Annotated in this window: 21 protein-coding genes; 9 read left to right on the top strand and 12 right to left on the bottom strand. The window is 73.6% G+C overall.

Annotation, left to right across the window (positions count from 1 at the left end):
* The 8 genes from thiE to proB all read left to right on the top strand — a co-directional run.
* Positions 1–773: thiamine phosphate synthase (thiE, locus tag ACR9ZK_RS11730; protein WP_481342096.1), on the top strand; the 773-nt coding region annotated here is incomplete at its 5' end.
* A complete protein-coding gene (thiO, locus tag ACR9ZK_RS11725) occupies positions 770–1,963 on the top strand; it encodes a glycine oxidase ThiO (RefSeq protein ID WP_481342095.1) in 1,194 nt (397 codons plus the stop codon). The genes thiE and thiO, both read left to right, overlap by 4 nt.
* Positions 1,960–2,160 carry a sulfur carrier protein ThiS gene (gene thiS, locus ACR9ZK_RS11720; protein ID WP_481342094.1) on the top strand — a complete coding sequence of 67 codons (201 nt, stop codon included), beginning with the start codon at positions 1,960–1,962 and terminating at the stop codon, positions 2,158–2,160. Before thiO ends, thiS begins: the two co-directional genes overlap by 4 nt.
* Positions 2,153–2,959 carry a thiazole synthase gene (locus ACR9ZK_RS11715; protein WP_481342093.1) on the top strand — a complete coding sequence of 269 codons (807 nt, stop codon included), beginning with the start codon at positions 2,153–2,155 and terminating at the stop codon, positions 2,957–2,959. The genes thiS and ACR9ZK_RS11715 overlap by 8 nt, the downstream gene beginning before the upstream one ends.
* Positions 2,956–3,624 carry a thiamine phosphate synthase gene (locus ACR9ZK_RS11710; protein ID WP_481342092.1) on the top strand — a complete coding sequence of 223 codons (669 nt, stop codon included), beginning with the start codon at positions 2,956–2,958 and terminating at the stop codon, positions 3,622–3,624. Before ACR9ZK_RS11715 ends, ACR9ZK_RS11710 begins: the two co-directional genes overlap by 4 nt.
* Positions 3,621–4,475 carry a bifunctional hydroxymethylpyrimidine kinase/phosphomethylpyrimidine kinase gene (gene thiD, locus ACR9ZK_RS11705; RefSeq protein ID WP_481342091.1) on the top strand — a complete coding sequence of 285 codons (855 nt, stop codon included), beginning with the start codon at positions 3,621–3,623 and terminating at the stop codon, positions 4,473–4,475. The genes ACR9ZK_RS11710 and thiD overlap by 4 nt, the downstream gene beginning before the upstream one ends.
* The gene (thiC, locus tag ACR9ZK_RS11700) at positions 4,472–6,184 is read left to right on the top strand and encodes a phosphomethylpyrimidine synthase ThiC (protein ID WP_481342090.1); all 1,713 of its coding nucleotides are present in this window, start codon (positions 4,472–4,474) and stop codon (positions 6,182–6,184) included. The genes thiD and thiC overlap by 4 nt, the downstream gene beginning before the upstream one ends.
* Before the next feature lie 155 nt (positions 6,185–6,339).
* Positions 6,340–7,452, top strand: coding sequence for a glutamate 5-kinase (gene proB / locus ACR9ZK_RS11695; RefSeq protein ID WP_481342089.1), 1,113 nt, complete (start codon positions 6,340–6,342; stop codon positions 7,450–7,452).
* A gap of 96 nt (positions 7,453–7,548) precedes the next feature.
* Here proB and ACR9ZK_RS11690 read toward each other — a convergent pair whose 3' ends face one another.
* From ACR9ZK_RS11690 to ACR9ZK_RS11635, 12 genes are all read right to left on the bottom strand, one after another.
* Positions 7,549–9,210, bottom strand: coding sequence for a solute symporter family protein (locus ACR9ZK_RS11690; protein ID WP_481342088.1), 1,662 nt, complete (start codon positions 9,208–9,210; stop codon positions 7,549–7,551).
* The gene (locus ACR9ZK_RS11685) at positions 9,207–9,497 is read right to left on the bottom strand and encodes a DUF485 domain-containing protein (RefSeq protein ID WP_481342098.1); all 291 of its coding nucleotides are present in this window, start codon (positions 9,495–9,497) and stop codon (positions 9,207–9,209) included. The genes ACR9ZK_RS11690 and ACR9ZK_RS11685 overlap by 4 nt, the downstream gene beginning before the upstream one ends.
* 285 nt (positions 9,498–9,782) lie before the next feature.
* Entirely contained in the window at positions 9,783–11,342 is a 1,560-nt protein-coding gene (locus ACR9ZK_RS11680) for a sodium/solute symporter (protein WP_481342087.1), read from the bottom strand.
* A gap of 11 nt (positions 11,343–11,353) precedes the next feature.
* Positions 11,354–11,752 (bottom strand): hypothetical protein, encoded by a 399-nt coding sequence (locus tag ACR9ZK_RS11675; RefSeq protein ID WP_481342085.1) that lies wholly within the window; start codon positions 11,750–11,752, stop codon positions 11,354–11,356.
* The gene (locus ACR9ZK_RS11670) at positions 11,749–12,504 is read right to left on the bottom strand and encodes a LytR/AlgR family response regulator transcription factor (RefSeq protein WP_481342084.1); all 756 of its coding nucleotides are present in this window, start codon (positions 12,502–12,504) and stop codon (positions 11,749–11,751) included. The genes ACR9ZK_RS11675 and ACR9ZK_RS11670 overlap by 4 nt, the downstream gene beginning before the upstream one ends.
* 7 nt (positions 12,505–12,511) lie before the next feature.
* A complete protein-coding gene (locus ACR9ZK_RS11665) occupies positions 12,512–13,636 on the bottom strand; it encodes a sensor histidine kinase (RefSeq protein WP_481342083.1) in 1,125 nt (374 codons plus the stop codon).
* Between the two features lie 23 nt (positions 13,637–13,659).
* On the bottom strand, positions 13,660–15,192 hold the full coding sequence (gene obgE / locus ACR9ZK_RS11660; protein ID WP_481342082.1) for a GTPase ObgE: 1,533 nt from the start codon (positions 15,190–15,192) through the stop codon (positions 13,660–13,662).
* Positions 15,193–15,314: 122 nt separating this feature from the next.
* On the bottom strand, positions 15,315–15,584 hold the full coding sequence (gene rpmA / locus ACR9ZK_RS11655; protein WP_481342081.1) for a 50S ribosomal protein L27: 270 nt from the start codon (positions 15,582–15,584) through the stop codon (positions 15,315–15,317).
* Between the two features lie 34 nt (positions 15,585–15,618).
* Positions 15,619–15,927 carry a 50S ribosomal protein L21 gene (gene rplU, locus ACR9ZK_RS11650; protein ID WP_481342097.1) on the bottom strand — a complete coding sequence of 103 codons (309 nt, stop codon included), beginning with the start codon at positions 15,925–15,927 and terminating at the stop codon, positions 15,619–15,621.
* A 125-nt stretch (positions 15,928–16,052) separates the two neighbouring features.
* Entirely contained in the window at positions 16,053–19,334 is a 3,282-nt protein-coding gene (locus ACR9ZK_RS11645; protein WP_481342080.1) for an Rne/Rng family ribonuclease, read from the bottom strand.
* Positions 19,335–19,538: 204 nt separating this feature from the next.
* Positions 19,539–20,327 (bottom strand): TIGR03936 family radical SAM-associated protein, encoded by a 789-nt coding sequence (locus ACR9ZK_RS11640; protein WP_481342079.1) that lies wholly within the window; start codon positions 20,325–20,327, stop codon positions 19,539–19,541.
* Positions 20,328–20,409: 82 nt separating this feature from the next.
* Positions 20,410–21,186, bottom strand: coding sequence for a lysophospholipid acyltransferase family protein (locus ACR9ZK_RS11635; protein WP_481342078.1), 777 nt, complete (start codon positions 21,184–21,186; stop codon positions 20,410–20,412).
* A 77-nt stretch (positions 21,187–21,263) separates the two neighbouring features.
* On the opposite strand from ACR9ZK_RS11635, the gene valS reads away from it, so the two are divergent.
* On the top strand, positions 21,264–23,933 hold the full coding sequence (valS, locus tag ACR9ZK_RS11630; protein ID WP_481342077.1) for a valine--tRNA ligase: 2,670 nt from the start codon (positions 21,264–21,266) through the stop codon (positions 23,931–23,933).
* The last annotated feature ends 68 nt before the right edge of the window (positions 23,934–24,001 follow it).

Below are 24,001 nucleotides of genomic sequence, written 5' to 3'. Positions count from 1 at the left end.
GCCGGCGCAGGGACCAAGGAGACGCGATGACGCCGCACGACCCGACGGGGCACCTCCCCCGGCTCCACGTCCTCACCGACACCCGCGACGGGCGTGACCCGATGCGCGAGGTCCGGGCCGCCGCGGCCTGCCCCGAGCCCCGGTCGCTCGCCGTGCAGGTGCGCGCCAAGGAGCTGACCGACCGCGCCGCGCTCGACCTGACGCTCCGGGTGCTCACGGTCGCCCGGCCGGCCGGCGTCCTGGTCCTCGTCGACGACCGCCTCGACGTCGCACTCGCCGCGGGCGCCGACGGCGTGCACCTCGGTGCCACGGACCTTCCGGTCGCACGGGTGCGGGCCCTGGTCCCGGCCGGCTTCGTCGTCGGCGCCACGGCCCGCGACGCGGCCACCGCGCGTGCCGCCGAGGCGGAGGGGGCCACCTATCTGGGCGTCGGTCCGGCGTACGCGACGACGACCAAGCCCGGCCTGCCCGACCCCCTCGGGCCGGCGGGCGTCGCCGCCGTCGCGGCCGCGACCCGGCTGCCCGTCGTCGCGATCGGGGGCGTCGACGCGTCCCGCGTCCCCTCGCTGCTCGGGGCCGGGGCGCACGGCGTCGCGGTCGTGGGCGCACTGAGCACCGCGGCCGACCCGGCCGCGTCCCTGGCGGCGCTCCTCCGGGCGCTGGCCGGCGCGGACACGAACCCGCCCCTCCCCTCGGGGTCCCCACCACCGATCGACCCGTCGACGCCCCTGGCGTCGGCGGTCGGGAACGGGTCGACCGGCGCCGCGTCGTGACGGCCGAGGAGCCGAACCCGGCGCCCGCGCGGCGCGTCGCCGTCCTCGGCGGCGGGGTCATCGGGTTGTCGTGCGCGTGGCGGCTCGCCCGACGCGGCCACGTCGTCACCGTGCTCGACCCGGCCCTCGGCACGGGCGCCAGCCACGCGGCGGCCGGGATGGTCGCACCGGCGAGCGAGGCGGTCTTCGGCCAGGACGCCCTCCTGTCCGCGGGGCTCGTCTCGGCCCGGGCGTGGCCCGAGTTCGCCGACCAGCTGGCCCGCGACGCCGGACGACCCCTCGACCTCGCGCCGCGCGGGACGCTCCTCGTCGCCTTCGACGCCGACGACGCCTCGCACCTCGCGCGTCATGCCCACCTCCTCGAGCGGCGCGGCTGCCGGGCCGAGCGGCTCACGGCGCGGGCGGCGCGCCGCCTCGAACCGGCGCTGAGCCCACGGGTCGCGGGAGCCCTGCGTCTCGAGGAGGCCGCCGTCGACCCGCGGGCCGTCGTCGCGGCGCTCGCAGACGCGTTCGTGGCGCACGGGGGCACCGTGCTGCCCGTGGCCGCGGAGCCGGTGCTGCACGAGGGACGGGCCGTCGCGGCACGTCCCGTCGGGACCGGCTTCGGCCCGGGCGGCGCCGCGGCAGACGTCGACATCGACGCCGACGTGGTCGTCGTCGCGGCGGGCTGGTCGGCACCGGCCGCCCTCCGCTCCCTCGGCCACCCGGTCCCCGTCCGCCCGCTCAAGGGCCAGGTGCTCCGGCTGGGCACCACCGGCGACGTGCTGGGCCACACGGTGCGTGCCACGGTCCACGGCCGTGAGGTGTACGTCGTACCGCGACCGGACGGCGAGGTGGTCGTCGGGGCCACGAGCGAGGACGTCGGCGAGGACACCACGGTCACCGCGGGTGCCGTGCACGACCTGCTGCACGACGCTGTCGACGTCGTGCCCGAGCTCGCGGAGGCGGACTTCCGCGAGGCGACGGCCCGGCTGCGTCCGGCGACGCCCGACAACCTCCCGCTCGTGGGCCCGACCTGCGTCGAGGGGCTGCTCGTGGCCGCCGGGCACGGTCGGGACGGCGTCCTGCTCGCGCCGCTGACGGCCGAGACGGTCACCGCCCACGTCGACGGCCGCCCACCCCCGCGGCCGGCCCTCGCCTTCGACCCCGTCCGACTCTGCCCGTCCCCCGACCCGAAGGAGCACGCGTGACCGTCCACGTCAACGGCGAGGAGCGCCTCGTGCGCCCCGGCGCCACCGTCCACGACCTCGTCGAGGACCTCGGGGTGCCACCTCGTGGTGTCGCGGTCGCGGTCGACCACGTCGTCGTCCCGCGGTCCGCGTGGGCCCGCACCGTCGTCCCGGTGGGCTCCCGGGTCGAGGTGGTCACGGCCCTGCAAGGTGGCTGACGTGGGAACCGTTGCCGCGCAGGCCGGCCCGGCAGACCCCTTCGTCCTGGGCGGAACGACGTTCGGGTCGAGGCTCGTCCTCGGCACCGGAGGAGCCACGGGCCACGACGTGCTCGCGGCCGCCGTGCGCGCGTCCGGGACGGAGATGGTCACCGTGGCGATGCGTCGCGTGCCGCGGGGCGGGACCGGTGGCCTGCTCGACGTCCTCGACGCGTCCGGGGTCCGGCTGCTGCCCAACACGGCCGGCTGCCGCACCGCCCGGGAGGCGCTGCTCACGGCACGGCTCGCCCGTGAGGCCCTGGGCACCGACTGGGTCAAGCTCGAGGTCGTCGCCGACGACCGGACGCTGCTGCCCGACGTCGTCGAGCTCCTCGACGCGGCGGAGCAGCTCGTCCGGGACGGCTTCACGGTGCTGCCGTACACGAACGACGACCCGGTCGTCGCGCGTCGGCTCGCCGACGTCGGCTGTGCGGCGGTCATGCCGCTCGGATCACCGATCGGCAGCGGGCTCGGCATCCGCAACCCCCACGCGATCGAGCTGGTCCGCGACGCCGTCGACGTGCCCGTCGTCCTCGACGCCGGCATCGGCACGGCCTCGGACGCCGCGCGGGCGATGGAGCTCGGGTGCGACGCCGTGCTGCTCGCCACGGCGGTGACCCGGGCCGAGGACCCGGTCGCGATGGCCACCGCGATGCGGCACGCCGTCGAGGCCGGGCGCCTGGCCCGGCTGGCCGGGCGGGTCCCCCGGCGACACCTGGCCCGGGCCTCCTCGCCCCTCGAGGGGATGGTCGGCGCGTGAGCGCGCCACGCGTGCTCGTCGTCACCGACCGCAGCCAGGTTCCCGCCGGTCGCGCGGTGCTCGACGTCGTCGCGCTGGCGCTCGACGGGGGCGCCGACGGCGTCCTCGTCCGCGAGCGCGACCTGCCGGCACCCGAGCGGGCCCGGCTCGTCGAGGCGGTGGCGATGCTCTGCGCCGAGGCGCAGGCCGGGCTCCTCGTCGCCGCTCCCCTGCCACCGGACCTCACCGTGCCGCTCGACACGGTGGGGGTGCACCTGCCCAGCCGCGACGTCGACCGGGTCCGCGAGCTCGACCCCGAGCTGGCCGGGGCGCGGCTCGTCGGCCGGTCCTGCCACCGGGTGTCCGACCTCGTGCGAGCGGCCGACGACGGGCTCGACCTCGCGACGCTCTCGCCCGTGGCACCGACGCGGTCAAAGCCCGGCTACGGGCCCGCCCTCGGCGTCACCGGGCTGCGCGCGGCCCTGACCACCGCCCGACGCGTCCGCCGCACGCTGCCCGCGGTCCTCGCCCTCGGCGGGGTCGACGCGTCGAACGCGGGCGCCTGTCTCGAGGCGGGGGCCGACGGCATCGCCGTCATGGGCCCGGTGATGCGCGCCGCCGACCCGACGGCCGCGACCCGCGCCATCGTCGAGTCGGTCTCTGCCTCAGGGGGGTTCCCGCCATGACGTCCACCACGCCACCCGTCGCCCTGACCGTCGCCGGCTCGGACTCCGGTGGCGGCGCGGGCCTGCAGGCCGACCTCGCGACGTTCGGCGCCCTCGGCGTGCACGGCGCGAGCGCCGTCACCGCCGTCACCGTCCAGGACACGACCGGGGTGCACGCGGTGCACGCGGTGCCCGCCGACGTCGTCGCCGCGCAGGTGGAGGCGGTCCTGCGCGACCTTGCGCCGGCGGCGGTCAAGGTGGGGATGCTCGGCTCCGTCGAGGTCGTGGCGGCCGTGGCCGGCTTCGCGGCGCTCGGACGCCTCCCTCGACTCGTCGTCGACCCCGTGCTCGTCGCGACGAGCGGCGACGCCCTGGCCGGTCCCGGGGTGCCGGCGGCCCTGCGCGACCTGCTCCTGCCGCACGCGACGCTGCTCACCCCGAACACCGAGGAGGCCGGCGTCCTGCTGGGCTGCCGGCCCGCCACGGACGTCGCCGGCCAGACGCGGCAGGCCCGCGCCCTCCGGGAGTCGACCGGGTGCCGGGCCGTCGTCGTCACCGGCGGCGTCGTCACCTGCCGCGACGGCACGGACCGCGTCGACGTGCTCGTCGACTCGTCCGGCCACCACGTCCTGCGCTCCGCCGAGCTGCCGACGCGCAACGACCACGGCACCGGCTGCACCTTCGCCTCGGCCGCCGCTGCCCACCTGGCCCGCGGCGCCGACGTCCCCGACGCCGTGGGGTCCGCCCGGGCCTTCGTGCGCCGCGCGCTGCTCGCCTCGGCGGCGTGGCGTCTCGGCGCGGGACGCGGCCCCGTCGCCCACACCACGACCCACCCCCACCCGTCCACCACCCAGCGAGGAGCCCGTCCATGACGACCCACCGACCCGCCCGCACCAAGGTGCACGTCCCCAGCGAGCCGCACGGGCTGGCCGTGCCGTTCACCGAGGTGACCCAGTCCGGTGACAACCCCCCGTTCCGCCTCTACGACACGTCGGGGCCCGGCAGCGTGCCCGAGGAGGGCCTGCCGCCGCTGCGAGCCGGGTGGATCGCCGAGCGCGGCGACACCGAGGAGTACACCGGCAGGGAACGCGTCCTCGCCGACGACGGCCGCACGGCCGTGCGCCGTGGGGCGGCCTCCCTCGAGTGGCGCGGCACGCGTCGAAACCCCCTGCGCGCCAAGGGGAGCCGCCGCGTCACCCAGCTGGCCTATGCCCGCGCAGGGGTCGTGACCAAGGAGATGGAGTTCGTCGCCACCCGCGAGCGTTGCGACGCCGAGCTCGTCCGCAGCGAGGTCGCCGCGGGACGCGCGATCATCCCCGCCAACGTCAACCACCCGGAGAGCGAGCCGATGGTCATCGGGCGGGCCTTCCTCGTCAAGGTCAACGCGAACATCGGCAACTCCGCGGTGACGAGCTCGGTGGCCGAGGAGGTCGAGAAGCTGACGTGGGCCACCCGGTGGGGCGCGGACACCGTCATGGACCTGTCGACCGGCGACGACATCCACACGACCCGCGAGTGGGTCGTGCGCAACTCACCGGTCCCGATCGGCACCGTGCCGATCTACCAGGCTCTGGAGAAGGTCGACGGGGACGCGTCACGGCTGTCGTGGGAGGTCTTCCGCGACACGGTCGTCGAGCAGTGCGAGCAGGGTGTCGACTACATGACCGTCCACGCCGGCGTCCTGCTGCGCTACGTGCCGCTCACGGCCCGTCGGATCACGGGCATCGTCAGCCGGGGCGGGTCGATCATGGCCGGCTGGTGCCTGGCCCACCACGAGGAGAACTTCCTCTACACCCACTTCGACGAGCTGTGCGAGATCCTCGCCCGCTACGACGTCGCCTTCAGCCTCGGCGACGGCCTGCGGCCCGGCTGCACCGCCGACGCCAACGACGAGGCCCAGCTGTCCGAGCTGCGCACCCTCGCCGAGCTGACGGAGCGGGCCTGGGACCACGACGTCCAGGTGATGGTCGAGGGCCCGGGCCACGTGCCGCTCGACCTCGTCAAGGAGAACGTCGACCTCCAGCAGGACTGGTGCCACGGTGCGCCGTTCTACACCCTCGGCCCGCTCGCCACCGACGTCGCACCGGGGTACGACCACATCACCTCGGCGATCGGCGCTGCGCACATCGCCTGGCACGGCACGGCGATGCTCTGCTACGTCACGCCGAAGGAGCACCTCGGCCTGCCGAACCGCGACGACGTCAAGACGGGTGTCATCACGTACAAGCTCGCGGCGCACGCGGCGGACCTGGCCAAGCGCCACCCCTACGCGCGCGACTGGGACGACGCCCTGTCGCGCGCGCGTTTCGAGTTCCGCTGGGAGGACCAGTTCAACCTCTCCCTCGACCCGGAGACGGCGCGCGCGTTCCACGACGAGACGCTGCCCGCCGAGCCGGCCAAGACGGCGCACTTCTGCTCCATGTGCGGCCCGAAGTTCTGCTCGATGCGCATCAGCCAGGACGTCCGACGCTACGCGGCCGAGCGGGGGCTGACCGACGACGACGCCGTGGCGGCCGGGCTCGCCGACAAGGGCCGCCAGTTCCTCGACCTCGGCGCGTCCGTCTACGTCGAGGCACCCTGACCGAGGCCGGCGCCTCCCCCGGCTCGTCCCGTCGGGTGGGCGCGCGCTCGCACCCGTCACCGCTCCCGCGTGACGGCCGGGTGCAGCGCCCACTCGACGGGGGCCGCCATGGACAGGCCGACGGTCCCGCCCGGCGCCTCACTACAGTCGGTGCTGTGTCACCCCGATCCGTCATCGCCAGCGCCCGACGGCTCGTCGTCAAGGTGGGGTCGAGCTCGCTGACGGGCCCGGACGGCGGCATCGACCACGAGCGGCTCGTCGCGCTGTCCGACGCGCTCGCCGGCCGCCACGCCGACGGGACTCAGGTCGTCCTCGTCAGCTCCGGCGCCATCGCGGCCGGCATCCACCCCCTGCGCCTCGGCTCCCGTCCGCGCGACCTCGCCACCCAGCAGGCCGCGGCCTCGGTCGGCCAGGGCGCCCTGCTCGCCGGGTACACCGCGGCGTTCGGCGTCCACGGCATCACCGTGGGGCAGGTCCTGCTGACCGCCGACGACGTCACGCGGCGGACCCACTACGCCAACGCCCGCCGCACCCTCGAGCGCCTCCTCGACCTGGGCGTGCTGCCCATCGTCAACGAGAACGACACCGTCGCGACGTCGGAGATCCGCTTCGGTGACAACGACCGTCTCGCCGCCCTCGTCGCCCACCTCATCGACGCCGACGCGCTCGTCCTGCTCTCCGACGTCGACGCGCTCTACGACGGTCCGCCCTCGCGGTCCGGCACCACCCGCATCCCCCTCGTGCGCGGTCCCGAGGACCTCGTCGGCGTCGAGATCGGCGGCAGCGGCTCGAAGGTGGGCACCGGCGGCATGACGACGAAGATCGAGGCGGCCCGCATCGCGACGGCGGCCGGCGTCGTCACGACGGTGACCGCCGCCGCCAGGGTCCTCGACGTCCTCTCCGGCGGGGACGTCGGCACGGTCTTCCTGCCGATCGGGGTCCGCGGACGCTCCCGCCGGCTCTGGCTCGAGCACGCGACGACGGCACGCGGGCGTCTCATCGTCGACGACGGCGCCGTCGCGGCGCTCGTGCACCGCAAGAAGTCGCTGCTGCCCGCCGGCATCGTCGCCGTCGAGGGCGCCTTCCACGAGGGCGACCCCGTCGACGTCTGTGGACCCGACGGCACGGCCGTCGCGCGCGGGCTCGTCAACTACAGCTCGGCCGAGCTGCCTGCCCTGCTCGGGCGCTCAACACGGGAGCTGGCCCGCGACCTCGGGCCCGAGTACGAGCGCGAGGTCATCCACCGCGACGACCTCGTCGTCCTCTGACGCTCCTCTGACGCTCCTCGAGCACGGGACCGCGGAGGGCTCGCGGACACGCGAGCGGCCACGCGTCCGGTGGACGCGTGGCCGCTCGGTCGCGGGTCAGTGGTGGGTCGCCGTCTCGGCGCCGACGCCGGTCAGCGAGCGGACCTCCATCTCGGCGTACTTGGCGGCGTTGAACTCCCGGCTCGTCACCGTGCCCACCCACCCGAGCAGGAAGCCGAGCGGGATGGAGATGATGCCCGGGTTGTCCAGCGGGAACCAGTGGAAGTCGACGCCCTGGAGCATCGAGGGGCTCTTGCCCGTGGCCGGGTCGACCGGCTTGCCCGACACGACCGGCGAGAACACGATCAGGGTGATCGCGCTGACGAGGCCGCCGTAGATCGACCAGAGTGCGCCCCGGGTGTTGAACCGCTTCCAGAACAGCGAGTAGAGGATCGTCGGCAGGTTCGCGCTCGCGGCGATGGCGAACGCGAGCGCGACGAGGAACGCGATGTTCTGCCCGAGGGCGAAGATGCCGCCCACGATGGCGATCGCACCGAGGACGAGGGCCGCCATCCGCGCCACCTTGACCTCCTCCTCCGGCGTCGCCTGCCCGTCGCGCACGACGGTGTTGTAGACGTCGTGGGACAGCGACGCGCTCGCCGTGATCGTCAGACCGGCGACGACCGCGAGGATCGTCGCGAAGGCCACCGCGGAGATGATGCCGAGGAGGATCTCACCGCCGAGGTGGAAGGCGAGCAGCGGCGCGGCCGAGTTGACGGCGCCGGGCGCGGCCTTGATCTCCTTGGCCCCGACGAGCTCGGCGGCACCGAAGCCGAGGACGAGGGTGAACAGGTAGAAGATGCCGATGAGCCAGATCGCCCACACGACCGAGCGGCGGGCCTCGCGCGAGGTCGGCACCGTGTAGAAGCGCATGAGCACGTGCGGCAGACCGGCCGTGCCCAGCACGAGCGCCATGGCGAGGGAGATGAAGTCGATCGGGTTCTTGTACTGCAGCCCCGGCGAGAGGAGGTCCCGCGTGGCACCGTCGGCCGCCTTGGGCGCCGCCGCCGCCGCGTCACCGAGCAGCTGGGACAGGTTGAGGCCGAACTTGCCGAGCACCCACAGGGTCATGATGCCGGCGCCGATGATGAGGAGCACGGCCTTGATGATCTGCACCCACGTCGTGCCCTTCATGCCGCCGTAGATGACGTAGAAGATCATGATGACGCCGACGACGGCGATGACGACCCGCTGGCCGACCGCGCCCTCGACGCCGAGCAGGAGGGCGACGAGGCCACCGGCGCCGGCCATCTGCGCCAGCAGGTAGAAGAACGACACGACCAGGGTGGAGATCGCGGCCGCGATGCGCACGGGACGCTGGCGCAGCCGGAAGCTGAGCACGTCGGCCATCGTGTACTTGCCGACGTTGCGGAGCAGCTCGGCCACGAGCAGCAGGGCCACCAGCCAGGCGACGAGGAAGCCGATCGAGTAGAGGAAGCCGTCGTACCCGTTGAGGGCGATGGCTCCGGCGATGCCGAGGAAGCTCGCGGCCGACAGGTAGTCGCCCGCGATGGCGATGCCGTTCTGGCGACCGCTGAAGGCGCGCCCGCCCGCGTAGTACTCGGCGGCGCTGCGGTTGTTGCGCGAGGCGCGGATGACGATGGCGAGGGTGACGACGACGAACAGGGCGAAGATGCCGATGTTGATCGCCGGGTTGCCGACCGTGGTGGCGGCGGGCGCGAACGAGACGACGGTGGCGGACGTGGCGACGGCGCTCACTTGTGGTGCCCTCCCATCTTCTGGGCGAGGGCCTCTGCGGCGGGGTCGAACTCGCGGTCGGCCCAGCGCGCATAGACCATCGTGATGACGAAGGTCGAGACGAACTGGAGGAGGCCGAGGACCAGGCCCCACGTGATGTTGCCGACCAGGCGCGTGGACATGAACCCCTTGGCCCACACGGCGAGGAAGACGTAGAGGAAGTACCACGCGAGGAACAGCGCGGTCAGGGGGAACACGAAACGGCGGAACTTGGTTCGCAAAGCGGCGAACTCGGCCGAGTCCTGCATGGCGACGTTGGGGTCGTCGGCCACACGCGGCGGAGCTTCTCTGCTCACGGGCCACCTCCGGATGACTGGCCTGGCGACGAGGCCTGGCGTTGGGCGGGTCGGTGTGCTCGCAGGACGACGAGGACGGCCGGAGCTCGCCCGGGCAGGTCGTGAACCGACGTCGCTGTCGTTCCGCTCGCCGGTCACGGGACCGGCGACTGCAAAGGTAGGAGCGTCCGGGCCGTCACGGATCCTCCGGCGTTCCGGACGTCGCCGAGCGGCAGCACCGGCTCGCCGTGCGCGGACTCACCCGCGACGAGCGGCCACGTTCGTGCGCTGAGCGGTCGACCCGACGGGGTGGAACGACCCGCGGTCCAGGTGCAGGTGCTCCGGGGCGTGCAGCCGCACCATGGTGCGCGCCACGTGCTCCGGGCGCCGGGACCGGGTCACGACCGAGGCCGCGACCATGGTGGCGAAGGCGGCGGGCACGGTGACGGCGGCCGGCTGGCTCATGACGACGCCGAGCCACCCCTGTGTCGCGATGCCGAAGGTCGTCGCGACGACGGCGACCATCGAGAGCCCACCGCCGACGACGAGACCGCAGATCGCGCCGGGAGCCGTCAGGCCGCGCCACCAGATCCCGAGGACGAGCATCGGGCAGAACGTCGACGCCGCGACGGCGAAGGCCAGCTCGACGGCGTGGGCCACCGGCACGCCCGCCGAGGCGACGGTGAGCAGGACCGCGAGGACGACGGCGATGACGGTGGAGACGCGGAAGGACGCGATGCCCTGCCGGTGCCCGGACCCCCACCGGACGAGGTCCTGGCTCAGGACGCCGGCCACTGATACGACGAGGCCGGTCGAGGTGGACAGGAACGCGGCGAACGCGCCCGCTGCCAGCAGCGCGGTGAGCCCCTGCGCGGCCGGTCCCTCGAGCAGCCGGCTCGGCAGCTGGAGGACGACCGAGTCGGCGCGGCCGCTGGCGACGAGGTCCGCGGCGACCGAGCGCCCGAGCACCCCGTAGAGCACCGGCAACAGGTAGAACCCGGACAACAGAGCCAGGACGACGAGGGTCGTGCGACGCGCGGCGCGTCCGTCGCGGTTGGTGTAGAAGCGAACGACGACGTGCGGCAGCCCCATCGTGCCGAGGAACGTCGCGAGGACGAGCGAGTACGTGAGGTACAGCGCGTTCTCCCCGCGCAGCGGCTCGACCCAGTCCGCGACGTCGAGGGTGCCGACGCCGGTCGAGCGGTCCCGGCTCGCGAACGCCCCGACGAGGAAGAACAGCGGCGTCAGCAGGGCGACGAGCTTGAGCCAGTAGTGGAACGCCTGCACGAGCGTGACGCTGCGCATCCCGCCCGGCAGGACGCTCAGGCACACGACGAACGCGACGACGAGCTGACCCACCCACGACGGTGCCCCGGTGAGCGTCCGCAGAGTCAGGCCCGCGCCCTGGAACTGCGGGATGAGGTAGAGCACGCCGATGCCGACGACGAGCAGGCTCGACAGACGCCGGGCGGCGAGCGACTCGAGGCGCAGCTGCGCGAAGTCGGGCAGGGTGTAGGCCCCCGACCGGCGCAGCGGCGCCGCGACGAAGACGAGCAGCAGCAGGTACCCCGCGGTCCAGCCGACCGGCAGCCAGAGCATGTCGACACCACGCGCCACGATGAGGCCGGCGACGCCGAGAAAGCTCGCTGCAGAGAGGTACTCGCCGCTGATGGCCGACGCGTTGAGGACGGGGCTGACGCCGCGGGAGGCGACGTAGAAGTCGCTCATGGTACGCGACAGGCGCAGCCCGAAAGCCCCGACCGCGAGCGAGGCGAGCGACACGACGACGACCGCCACGATGCTGACAGCGCTGTTCACCGGCTCGCTCCTCAGCGCCCGTCGAGGAGGTCGCTGAAGCTCTCCTCGTTGCGCTCGGCCTGACGGACGTAGACCCGGCCGAGCACGAGGATCTCGACGAAGGCGACGACCGTGAGGAGCACCCACGGCACGGGCACGCCGAGCACGTGCACGCGTCCGAGCTCGGGCCACAGCCGGAACAGCAGCGGCAGCCCACCGAGCGTCACGGCCACCACGGCCGCCACGCCGAGGGCGAGACGCAGCTGGCTGCGCATGAGCGAGGTGATGTAGACCTCGCCGAGCGGCGTCTGCTCGTCGATCTCCGAGGCGATCGAGGTCGCCCGCGTGCGGGCCGCCGCCGTGCGTGGGCTGGTGACCCGGACCCGCGACGGCGGGGCGGCGTCAGGGGTGCCCGGCCCGAGCGGGGTCACGTCCGGCCCCGGGGCTGGGCCCGGCGGACGAGCACGTCGCGCAGCGCGCGCGTGTGCCGGCGGCTGACGACGAGCTCGTGGCCGCCCACGACGACGGTCGTGCGCCCGGACTCGGTGCGCCACTCGGTGATGTGCGCCAGCGACACGAGCGAGGACCGGTGGATCCGCACGAACCCCGCCTCTCGCCACTGGTCGGCGAGCGTCGTCAGCGGGACCCGCACGAGGTGGCTGCCTGTGGCCGTGTGCAGGCGGGCGTAGTCGCCCTGCGCCTCGACGTACAGCACCTCCGATCGCGGGACGAGCCGGCTCACGCCGGCCAGCTCGACGACGATGCTCTCGTCCGGTGCCGTGGGCGGGGACGGGGCGGACCCCTCCCCGTCGAGCCGACGCACGACCTTGCGGACGGCCTGGTCGAGGCGGTCGTCACGCACGGGCTTGAGCAGGTAGTCGACGACGTTGAGCTCGAACGCGTCGACCGCGTGCTGCTCGTGGGCCGTGACGAAGACGACCGGGGGCTGGGTCGTGAACCGCGCGAGGACCCGGGCGAGGTCGAGGCCGCTCAGGCCCGGCATCTGCACGTCCATGAAGATCGCGTCGACCTGCTGGTCGTGCAGGACGCGCAGGGCCGCCTCACCGGACTGGGCGGGCACGACCTGGCTGACGGACGCGTGCCGCCCGAGCATCCACACGAGCTCGTCCAGCGCCGGCGCCTCGTCGTCGACGGCCAGCACCCGCAGGCCTGGGTCGTTCATCCTCGCCTCACACGTGCACCCCGGGCCTGAACTTCGGAAGCCGGACGACGACCTTGGTCCCCGCGCCGCGGGCGGTCTCGACGACGAGACCGTACTCGTCTCCGTAGGCCGCGCGCAGCCGCTCGTCGACGTTGGCCAGGCCCACCGAGTCGCTCGCCGGGTCGCCGGACAGCACGCGGCGCACGCGCTCGGGATCCTCTCCGACGCCGTTGTCCTCGATCGTCACAACGCACTCCTGGTCGACGTCCTGGGCAAGGATGCTGATCTCCCCCGGCCCCGCGCGGCCCTCGATGCCGTGACGCACGGCGTTCTCGACGAGCGGCTGGAGGCACAGGAACGGCACGACGACGGGCAGCACCTCGGGCGCGACCCGCACGGTCACCGTGAGCCGGTCGCCGAAGCGGGCCCGTTCGATGACGAGGTAGGCCTCGATCGAGCGCAGCTCCTCGGCCAGCGTCGTGAACTCGCCGTGCCGCCGGAAGGAGTACCGGGTGAACTCGGCGAGGTCGAGGAGCAGCTCACGGGCCCGCTCCGGGTCGGTGCGGGTGAACGAGGCGATGGCGGTCAGCGAGTTGTAGACGAAGTGCGGGCTGATCTGGGCCCGCAGCGCCCGGACCTCGGCCTCCATGAGGCGGGTCCGGGACGCGTCGAGCTCGGCGAGCTCGAGCTGCCCGGACACCCACCGGGCCACCTCGTTCGTCGCGCGGACCAGGCTCGCCGAGGCCTGGTCGGTGAAGACCTGCAGGGTGCCGACGACCTTCTCGTCGACGTCGAGCGGCGCCACGACGGCCTGCCGCACGATGCACGAGGGCTCGGCGCACGCGACGTCCGGACCCCCGACGACGGTGGCCCGGCCGTGCTGGAGCGTGCCGGCCGCGACCGGCACCGGCTGGGTGGAGTGGTGCGCCTTGCCGCCCTCCCAGGCCAGCAGCCGGGTCGTGTCGGTCATCGCGACGGCCGGCGCACCGAGCAGCGAGCGCAGGTGCTTGAGCGAGCGCTCCGCCGACTGGGGCGTCAGGCCCGCCCGCAACGGCGGCGACGCGAGCAGCGCCGTGTGCAGCGTCCGGTACGCGGCGCGGTCGGCCTGCGTGCCGAGGTGACCGCGACGCAGCAGCGCGCCCCACGAGCTCATGCGCCCACCCTACGGGCGGACCGTCAGGCGTCGCCCGGTTCCTCGTCGCGCAGGTGCCAGAGGCCGGAACGACGCTCGGCGTCGAGCTCCTCCTGCGTCGCGGCGCGGGCGGCGTACCGGTCCCGCATCGCCTCGCGCTTCTCGTCGCGCGTCGGGCGGGCGCTGTCGGCGAGGCGCAGGTCGCTGCCGCGCACGCCGAGCAGCTCGGCACCGGACTGCAGCGTGGGCTCCCAGTCGAAGACGACGGCGTCGTCGGTGGCGCCGATGACGACGGTGTCGCCCGCGACCGCGCCGACCTTGTACAGCTGCTCCTCGACGCCGAGGCGCGCGAGGCGGTCGGCGAGGTAGCCGACGGCCTCGTCGTTGCTGAAGTCGGTCTGGCGCACCCAGCGGACCGGCCGCTCGCCGGTGACCCGGTAGAACGGTCCGTCGGGGCCGTTCTCCCTCGTCACCGCGAAGCCCTGGTCGTCGACCGACCGCGGACGCAGCACGACCCGCTTGGGCAGGGCCGCTTCGGCCTCGATCTCCTTGCGCGCCGCCTCGACATGGCGCGCGAGGGCGTACGTCAGCTCGTTCAGGCCCAGGTGGGCGACCGCCGACACGACGAACACCTCAAGGCCGCGTGCCTCGAGGTCGGGCTTGACCAGCTCCGCGAGCTCGCGGGCCTCGGGCACGTCGGCCTTGTTGAGGACGACGACACGGGTGCGCTCGGAGATGGGGCGGCCACCGAGGTCGGCGTCGGGCACGTAGAGCGACAGCTCGTTCTCGATGACGTCGAGGTCGGTCATCGGGTCGCGGCCCGGCTCCAGCGTCGCGCAGTCGATGACGTGGACGAGCACCGAGCAGCGCTCGACGTGGCGCAGGAACTCCAGGCCCAGGCCCTTGCCCTCGTGGGCACCGGGGATGAGGCCGGGCACGTCGGCGACGGTGAAGCGGCTCGAGCCGGCCGTGACGACGCCGAGGTTGGGAACGAGCGTCGTGAACGGGTAGTCGGCGATCTTCGGCCGGGCCGCCGACAGCACCGACACGAGCGAGGACTTGCCCGCGCTGGGGAAACCGATCAGGGCGACATCGGCGAGCGTCTTCAACTCGAGGACGACGTCGATCTCCTCCCCCGGCTCCCCCAGCAGCGCGAAGCCCGGCGCCTTGCGTCGGGTCGACGCCAGCGCCTTGTTGCCGAGCCCGCCCCGACCACCGCGGGCCACGACGTGCTCGGTGCCCATGCCGACGAGGTCGGCCACGATGCCGCCCGACGCGTCCTTGACGACCGTGCCCTCGGGCACCGGCAGGACGAGGTCGGCGCCGTCGGCGCCGTTGCGCTCGTCGCCCGCACCGGGTGCGCCGTTGCCGGCCTTGCGATGCGGGTGGCGGTGGTAGTCGAGCAGCGTCGTGGCCTGCGGGTCGACGCGGAGCACGACCGACCCGCCGTGCCCCCCGTTGCCGCCGTCCGGCCCGCCGAGCGGTTTGAACTTCTCACGGTGGACCGACGCGACACCGTGGCCACCGTTGCCGGCTGCCAGGTGCAGCACGACACGGTCGACGAAGGTCACTGCCATGGGTTCACTCTTCCAGATCGGGGTGGTCGGCTCGGTGGGTCACGCGGGCCGGATGCGGCGGACATGCGAAAGGGCGGGCCAGCGCGGCCCGCCCTTCCACGAGGTCTGCTGTGACAGGAGCGTCACTCCGCAGCGGCAACCTCGACCGGCTCGATGCTGACGGTCTTGCGGCCGCGCCTGCTGCCGAACTTGACGGCGCCGGCGACGAGGGCGAACAGCGTGTCGTCGCCACCGCGGCCGACACCCTCACCCGGGTGGAAGTGCGTGCCGCGCTGACGGACGAGGATCTCGCCGGCGTTGACCTGCTGGCCGCCGAAGCGCTTGACGCCGAGTCGCTGTGCGTTCGAGTCACGACCGTTGCGGGTCGAGGACGCACCCTTCTTGTGTGCCATGTCGTTGCTCCTTGTGAGGTCTGTGTCGGCCCGGTCAGGCGTCGATCGCGGTGATCTTGACCTGGGTCAGCGGCTGGCGGTGGCCCTGACGCTTCTTGTAGCCGGTCTTGTTCTTGTACTTCATGATCGTGATCTTCGGGCCCTTCGCGGCCTTCACGACCTCGGCGGTGACCGACGCCTTCGACAGCTTCGCGGCATCCGACGTCACGGTCGTGCCGTCGACGAGGAGCAGCGGCGTGAGCTCGACGGCGTCGCCGGGCTGACCCGTCACCTTGTCGATGAGCAGGACGTCGCCCACCGACACCTTCTCCTGGCGACCGCCAGCGCGAACAATCGCGTACACAGTGAAACTCACTCTCTTCGTTCAGGGGTGGATCGCCACTTTCGGAACCGGCCCGTCAACACGGGCCCGGTGGGCGCACCAAGGATCAAGACTAACGGCTGGGGCGGTGCTGCTCCAAACCGAGGTCAGGCGGGGCCGGAGCCGTCCGACCCGTCACCGGCGCCGCCGCGTGGCGGGCCGGCCGGGGCGACGACACGGCCGCGGCGGCGTCGGCCCCGGGTCGCCGTCTGCGTCGGCTGCGTCGGCTGCGCCGTCTGCGTCGGCTGCGTCGGCTGCGTCGGCTGCGTCGGCTGCGTCGGCTGCGCGGGCTGCGTGGACTCCGTCGGCTGGGCGGGCTGCTGCTGCTGCTCCGCCTGCGGGCGCTCCGCCGGCGCGGCGACGACGTGCGGGTGCCCGTCGACCGACGCCGGGTCGTGCCCCCCGACGCGCGCCAGGTCGGGGTGCCCCTCGGCCGACTCGACGGCGTGCTCGAGCCGCTCGATCTGGTCGGCGGCCACGGCCGCGCCCTTGACCGCGGCCGCGTGAGCGGCGGCGGCGATCTGGGCCGCCGTCGGGCCGGACGGCCGGTGCGCGTCGGCAGGCGCGGCATGGTCGGACCCGCCGGCGCCGGTCGACCCACCGTTCGAACCGGCCCCCGAACCGCCCGAGCCACCCGAGCCACCCGAGCCACCCGAGGCACGTCCGCCGCGGCGACGGCTCTCACCGGCGGACTCGGGCTGCTGGTGGGCGCCCTTGTCGACCGGGTCGGTGTGGATGACGTAGCCGCGGCCGTTGCAGTGCTCGCACACGTGCGAGAAGACCTCGATGAGGCCGGACCCGACCCGCTTGCGCGTCATCTGGACCAGGCCGAGCGAGGTCACCTCGGCGACCTGGTGCTTGGTCCGGTCCCGGCCGAGGCACTCGAGCAGGCGTCGCACGACGAGGTCGCGGTTGCTCTCGAGGACCATGTCGATGAAGTCGATGACGATGATGCCGCCGATGTCGCGCAGCCGCAGCTGGCGCACGATCTCCTCGGCCGCCTCGAGGTTGTTCTTGGTGACCGTCTCCTCGAGGTTGCCGCCCGAGCCGACGAACTTGCCGGTGTTGACGTCGACGACGGTCATCGCCTCGGTGCGGTCGATGACGAGCGAGCCGCCGGAGGGCAGCCACACCTTGCGGTCCATGGCCTTGGACAGCTGCTCGTCGACGCGGTGGTGGGCGAAGAGGTCCTCCTCGGAGGTCCACTTCGTGACCCGGTCGGCGAGGTCGGGGGCCACCGACGAGATGTACGGGTGGATCTCCTGCCAGGCCTGCTCGCCGGAGACGACGAGCTGCTTGAAGTCCTCGTTGAAGACGTCGCGGATGACCCGGACCGTGAGGTCCGGCTCGCCGTGCAGGAGCAGAGGGGCCGAGCCGCCGGTCGCGGACCCGGTGCCACCGTTCTTCTTCTTGCCCTTGCTCTTGCCGGCGCGCGGGGTCGAGGCCGCCTCGGCCTTGGCCTGGATGTCCTCCCACGTCGACGTCAGGCGCTCGACGTCGGCGCGCAGCTCCTCCTCGCTCGCGCCCTCGGCGGCGGTGCGCACGATGACGCCGGCGGTGTCGGGCACGACCTCCCGGAGGATCTTCTTGAGGCGGGCCCGCTCGGTGTCGGGCAGCTTGCGGCTGATGCCGGTCATCGAGCTGTTCGGCACGTAGACGAGGTAGCGGCCCGGCAGCGAGATCTGCGAGGTGAGGCGCGCGCCCTTGTGGCCGATCGGGTCCTTCGTCACCTGGACGAGGACGGTCTGGCCCGAGCTCAGCGCGTTCTCGATGCGCTTGGGCTGGCCGGACTCCAGGCCGGCGGCGTCCCAGTTGACCTCGCCGGCGTAGAGCACGGCGTTGCGGCCCTTGCCGATGTCGACGAACGCCGCCTCCATCGAGGGCAGCACGTTCTGGACGCGGCCGAGGTAGATGTTGCCGGCCATCGAGACGTTGGTGGCCTGGTCGATGTAGTGCTCGACGAGGACGCCGTCCTCGAGGACGCCCATCTGGGTGCGGCCGTCCTTGTTGCGCACGACCATGACGCGGTCGACGGCCTCGCGCCGGGCCAGGAACTCGGCCTCGGTGATGATCGTGCGACGGCGGCCGGCCTCACGGCCCTCGCGCCGACGCTGCTTCTTGGCCTCGAGGCGGGTCGAGCCCTTGACGGCGACCGGCTCGTCGCTGCGCGGCTGGCGCACACGGGTCGAGACGCCGGGGGTCTCGTCGGACGAGTCCGCGGTCGACCCGGCACGGCGCCGGCGGCGCCGGCGGCGGCTCGAGCCCGTCTCCTCGTCACCCTCGGAATCGTCATCGGCCGCGGCCTCGTCCCCGGAGACGTCCGCGTCGCGGGTGTCCCGGGCCTCCTTGACGTCCGCCGCGGAACGGCTGCGGCGGCGACGGCCACGGCCGGTCTCCGGCTCGGGCGAGGGCTCGTGGTCCGTGGCCTCGTCGGTGGACTCGTCCGTCGGCTCGTCCGCGGAGTCCTCGAGCTCGTCACCGCCGTCGGCCTCCGAGCCGCGGCCGCGACGCCCCTTGCCCCCGCGGCGACGGCGCGAGCGACGCGCCGTGGCGTCCTCGGTGCCGGCCTCGGGGCGCTCGTCCGCCTCGTCCTCGTGGTGGTCGGCATCGGCGTCGGCGGGCACCTCGTGCTCGTCGGCCGTGGCCTGCTCCTCGGGCTCGGGCCGGCGGGTGCGCGTGCGACGCGTGGGGACGCTGCTCGTGTCGGGTGCCTGGAAGAGGACGCTGAAGCTCGGGACCACCGCCAGCGGGTCGGCGGCCTGCTCCCCGCCCTCCTCGCTCTCCTCGTCCTCCTCGTCCTCATCGGGGTGGACAGCATCGTCGAGCTCGTCGACGGACGCGTCGATGGACGCGTCGAGGGAGCCCCGGGCGTCGACGCTCGCGACGAGCTCCTCGAGGGCTGCGGCGGCGCGGTCGCTGCCGTCCGTCCTCTCGCCGGTCTCCCCGGCCGGGGCGTCGGACGCGGGCGCGGCGGTGCCGGCGGCCTCGCTGCGGTCCCCGGTGTCGCCGCCGTCCCCGGTGTCGCGACCGTCGGCGGCGTCGCGTCCGGCCGCCGCCTTCGTGCGCCGGGTTCGCGTCGCCTTCGGGGCGTCCGCGGAGGCGGCCGCCTTCGCCGCCCGGCTCGCACGCTTGCGCGGCGGGCGCGTCGGAGCGGCGTCCTCGGTCGGCTCAGCGGCCCGCGTGGACCCCCCGGCCTCCGAGGGGTCGGAGTCTGCGGGCGCGGGCGCGGCCGCCTTCTTCGTGACGCGGCGCGAGGCCCGTTTGCGTGGCGTGGCAGCGGGCGCGTCGGCGGCAGGCGCCGCCGCCTCGGCGTCGAAGAGGTTCGGGCCGGCCCCGCCCTCGGTGCCCTCGGTGGTCTCGGTCGAAGCAGTGGTGTCGTTGGGTGCCATCCGGCAGCCTCCCGTCAGGAGCGGTGTGACCCACACCGCGGCCTGAGCCGTCGCCACCGCTCGAAACGCGGTTCCTGTCGTCCCGTTGCCCGGGACGGAAGTCGATGCGTTACACCCGGTCCCGGTTCGCGCTGGGCGCGGCCCCGGTCCCTCGTGCCGTCGGCGTTCTCGTCGGCAGCCGGTTCGTCGTCATGCCTGGTTTGGTCATGTCAGCGGGTCGGCCACCCTCGCGGTTGCGGTGTCGAGCGGTCCCTGCGCCAGACGCGTCACCAGGGGCGGACGCGGAGGCTGCAGGTCGGCGATCTCACGCAGCGCGGTCAGAATGTCGTCGGGGCGTACGGCAGGTGTGGTGTGTCGTACGACCATGCGCAGTATCGCACAGTCCGCCGGGATGGCGAGCGAGGCGAGGACCGCCGAGGGCGTGTCGTCCGCCGCCACGTCGCCCGCGCGACCGGTGCGGGCGGCCACGATCGCGCCGCGGACGTCGAAGGTCCGGGGCCCCGACTTCGTCAGGCGGGTCACCTCGGCCGCCTCACGGGCGAGGAGCGCCTCGACCGCGGTGGCGAGCACCTCGAGCGGAACCCCCGCGAAGACGAGGAGCCAGTCGCTGGCCTGCAGCCGGTCGGCCAGCGCCCCCGCGGGCGCCTCGACGACCTGGACGATGTCGATGCCGTCGGGCAGCGCCTCGTCGAGCGCGACGCGGACCGACTCGGGGTCGACGCGCGCGGTGACGGCGATCTCGACGTACTCCGCCTCGCTCGCCGTCCCGGTGGCGGCCGCGTTGGCGTAGCTGATCTTCGGGTGCGGGTGGAACCCCGCCGAGAAGGCCATCGGCACGTCGGCCCGGCGCAGGGCCCGCTCGAGCGCCCGCTGGAAGTCGCGGCTCGAGGTGAAGCGCAGGCGTCCGCGCTTGGTGTAGCGGATGCGGAGGCGCTGGACCACCGGGTCCGGGGCCGGACCCTCTGGGACGCGCTGACGAGCCTGACGAGCCATGCGCGGAACGCTACCGCGCCGCCGCGCACCCGTCCGACGGGCCGAAGCGGCGGACCGGCGGCCCGACCGGCGGTCCCCCGCGTCAGTCGTCGGAGCCGAAGCCCAGGCGCTCGTCGGCCCGACGGCGCCGCTCCTGCGCCTCCTCGGCGTCGAGCCGGTCGGCCTCCTGGAGCGTGGGAGCGGTGCCGCCGAGGCTGGCCGGCAGGTAGCGCAGGTCCGCCCCGCGCAGCGGCTCGTAGGCGGCGCGGGAGATGTCGAGCAGCTCCTGCATGACGGCCTTGTAGCGCTGCGTGACCTCGTCCGGGTCGGCGTCGCGGACCACCGGGACCGGCTCGCCGACGTTGACGAGGATGGGCACGTTCGTCCGGCCGAGCCGGCGCGGCAGCCCCTTGGACCAGACCCGCTGCGAGCCCCAGACGACCGTCGGCAGGAGGGGCACGCCGGCCTCGGACGCCATCCGGGCCGCGCCGTTCTTGAAGGCCTTGAGCTCGAAGGACCGCGAGATCGTGGCCTCGGGGAAGACGCCGACGATCTCGCCGGCGCGCAGCGCCTCGACGGCCGCCGCGTACGACGCCGCGCCTGCCGTGCGGTCGACCGGGATGTGGTGCATGCCGCGCATGAGCGGACCGCTGACGGGGTGGCTGAAGACGCCGTCCTTGGCCATGAACCGCACCAGCCGGCCCGACCTCCGGGCGGCCAGCCCGGCGTACGCGAAGTCGAGGTAGCCGATGTGGTTGACCGCCATGACGGCGCCGCCGACCCGAGGGACGTTCTCCTCCCCGAGGATGGTGAACCGCAGCCCCTGCATGGCGAACAGGCCCCGCGCGAACCCGATGACCGACGAGTAGACCGGTTCCATGGGGACACTCTGCCCTGCCGCGTCGGCGACCCGGAAGGCGGTCGAGGGCATGGTGGGCCACATGGAAGGATTGGTGCATGACTGACGCACCTGCACCCACGACCTCGCGGATCCCCGAGCGTCCCACGCTCGACGGCCTCGAGGAGAAGTGGATGCAGGTATGGAAGGACGAGCAGACCTACGCCTTCGACCGTGAGCGCGCTCTGGCGCTGCCGCGCGAGCAGGTCTTCGCCATCGACACGCCCCCGCCCACCGCGTCCGGCAGCCTGCACGTCGGCCACGTGTTCTCGTACACGCACACCGACTGCATGGCGCGCTACAAGCGGATGCGGGGCCTCGAGGTGTTCTACCCCATCGGCTGGGACGACAACGGCCTGCCCACCGAGCGCCGGGTGCAGAACTACTACGGCGTGCGCGGCGACGCCACGCTGCCGTACGTCGAGGGCTACGAGCCGCCGTTCTCCGAGGGCGTCGACGCCAGGGGCAAGGCGATCAAGGCCGCCGACCAGCAGCCGATCAGCCGCAAGAACTTCATCGAGCTGTGCGACGTGCTCACCGTCGAGGACGAGGTCGCCTTCGAGTCGCTCTTCCGCCGCCTCGGCTTCTCGCTCGACTGGAACATCTCCTACCGGACCATCGACGAGCGCTCCCGCGCCGTGGCCCAGCAGGCGTTCCTGCGCAACCTCGCGCGCGGGGAGGCCTACCAGTCCGAGGCGCCCGGCCTCTGGGACGTGACGTTCCAGACCGCCGTGGCCCAGGCCGAGCTCGAGGCCCGCGACTACCCGGGAGCCTTCCACCGGGTCGCGTTCCACCGGGCCGGGGCCGAGCCGGTCCACATCGAGACGACGCGACCGGAGCTCATCCCGTCGGTCGTCGCCCTCATCGCCCACCCCGACGACGAGCGCTACCAGCCGCTGTTCGGCACGACGGTCACCTCCCCCTTGTTCGGCGTCGAGGTGCCGGTGCTCGCCCACGCCGCGGCCGAGATGGACAAGGGCGCCGGCATCGCCATGTGCTGCACGTTCGGCGACCTCACCGACGTGCTGTGGTGGCGCGAGCTGCAGCTGCCGATCCGCTCGCTCGTCACCCGCAACGGGCGCCTGCAGGCCGAGACGCCCGAGTGGATCGCGGGCGGCCCCGGCGAGCGGCTCTACGCCGAGCAGCTCGCGACGAAGACCACCTTCAGCGCGCGCGAGGCCGTCGTGGCGGCGCTGCGCGAGTCCGGGGACCTCGACGGCGAGCCGCAGAAGACCCAGCGCAAGGCCAACTTCTACGAGAAGGGCGACAAGCCCCTCGAGATCGTCACCTCGCGCCAGTGGTACATCCGCAACGGCGGCCGTGAGGAGGCCCTGCGCTCCAAGCTCGTCGGGATGGGTGACGACGTCGACTTCCATCCGGCCTTCATGCGCTCGCGCTACAAGAACTGGGTCGAGGGCCTCAACGGCGACTGGCTCATCAGCCGCCAGCGGTTCTTCGGCGTCCCGTTCCCGGTCTGGTACCCCGTGACCGCCGACGGCGAGACCGACTACGACCACCCCATCGTGGCGCCGGAGTCCGCCCTGCCCGTCGACCCGCAGATCGACGTGCCCGAGGGTTACGAGGAGGCCCAGCGCGGTGTTCCCGGGGGCTTCGTGGCCGACCCCGACATCATGGACACGTGGGCGACCTCATCCCTGACGCCCCAGATCGCCGCCGGCTGGCCGGTGCGCGACGGCGCCGCCGAGGAGGACCGGCTCGGCTCCGACCAGGCGCTCTTCTCGGCGGTGTTCCCGTACGACATGCGCCCCCAGGGCCACGACATCATCCGGACCTGGCTCTTCGCCACCGTGACGCGGTCGTACTTCGAGCACGGGGTGGCCCCCTGGCGTCACGCCGCGATCAGCGGCTGGATCCTCGACCCGGACCGCAAGAAGATGAGCAAGTCCAAGGGCAACGCCGAGACGCCCGAGGACGTCGTCCTCGCGCACGGCGCCGACGCGGTGCGCTACTGGGCGGCCTCGGGTCGCCTCGGGACGGACGCGGCCTACGACACCGGACAGATGAAGGTCGGTCGACGCCTCGCCATCAAGGTGCTCAACGCGAGCAAGTTCGCGCTGGGGTTCGGTGAGGTGTCCGGTGACCTCCGCGCTGCGGTGACCAACCCCCTCGACCTGTCGATGCTCTCCGCCCTGGGGGACGTCGTCGACAAGGCCACGCACGGCTTCGAGGCGTGGGACTACACCCGGTCGCTCGAGGTCACCGAGACCTTCTTCTGGACGTTCTGCGACGACTACCTCGAGCTCGTCAAGGACCGCGCCTACGGTGGCCAGGGCGAGGAGGAGGCCGCGTCCGCGCGGGCCGCCCTTCGCCTCGCGCTCGACACGCTGCTGCGGCTGCTCGCCCCGTTCCTGCCGTACGCCACGGAGGAGGTGTGGTCCTGGTTCGGCGAGGGCTCCCTGCACCGCCAGTCCTGGCCGACGCGCGACGCGCTGCCGGCCGGGGGCGACCCCGCTCTGCTCGCGACAGTCGGCGAGGCGCTCGCCGCGGTGCGCAAGGTCAAGTCCGAGGCCAAGCTCGGCATGCGCGCCGAGGTGCGCACCATGACCCTCGTCGGGCTGCCCGACGAGCTCGAGCGCGTGCGGGCCGCGGAGGCGGACCTGCGTGCGAGCGGGCGCGTCACCGAGCTCGGCTACGTCGAGGGCGACGGCATCGAGGTCCGCGACGCCGAGCTCCTGCCGGTCGAGAAGCCGGGCGCGCCGAAGGCCTGAGGCCCGAGTGCGGGGTGGGCTCGCCGGGGGCCGCCCGGCCGGCCCTCCCGACCTGCCCTCCGCCCGAC

The organism is Monashia sp. HAY1-5C (assembly GCF_056755255.1).
Note: the sequence above shows the minus strand (reverse complement) of the source record. Positions and strands in the feature narration are given on the sequence as shown.

Excerpts from the sequence above, each read along its gene's own strand:
- rpmA (WP_481342081.1), bottom strand. The coding sequence starts at position 15,584 with ATGGCACACAAGAAGGGTGCGTCCTCGACCCGCAACGGTCGTGACTCG.
- obgE (WP_481342082.1), bottom strand. The coding sequence starts at position 15,192 with ATGGCAGTGACCTTCGTCGACCGTGTCGTGCTGCACCTGGCAGCCGGC.
- ACR9ZK_RS11685 (WP_481342098.1), bottom strand. The coding sequence starts at position 9,497 with ATGCAGGACTCGGCCGAGTTCGCCGCTTTGCGAACCAAGTTCCGCCGT.
- thiC (WP_481342090.1), top strand. The coding sequence starts at position 4,472 with ATGACGACCCACCGACCCGCCCGCACCAAGGTGCACGTCCCCAGCGAG.
- ACR9ZK_RS11635 (WP_481342078.1), bottom strand. The coding sequence starts at position 21,186 with ATGGAACCGGTCTACTCGTCGGTCATCGGGTTCGCGCGGGGCCTGTTC.
- thiD (WP_481342091.1), top strand. The coding sequence starts at position 3,621 with ATGACGTCCACCACGCCACCCGTCGCCCTGACCGTCGCCGGCTCGGAC.
- ACR9ZK_RS11645 (WP_481342080.1), bottom strand. The coding sequence starts at position 19,334 with ATGGCACCCAACGACACCACTGCTTCGACCGAGACCACCGAGGGCACC.
- ACR9ZK_RS11665 (WP_481342083.1), bottom strand. The coding sequence starts at position 13,636 with ATGAGCTCGTGGGGCGCGCTGCTGCGTCGCGGTCACCTCGGCACGCAG.
- ACR9ZK_RS11670 (WP_481342084.1), bottom strand. The coding sequence starts at position 12,504 with ATGAACGACCCAGGCCTGCGGGTGCTGGCCGTCGACGACGAGGCGCCG.
- valS (WP_481342077.1), top strand. The coding sequence starts at position 21,264 with ATGACTGACGCACCTGCACCCACGACCTCGCGGATCCCCGAGCGTCCC.
- ACR9ZK_RS11640 (WP_481342079.1), bottom strand. The coding sequence starts at position 20,327 with ATGGCTCGTCAGGCTCGTCAGCGCGTCCCAGAGGGTCCGGCCCCGGAC.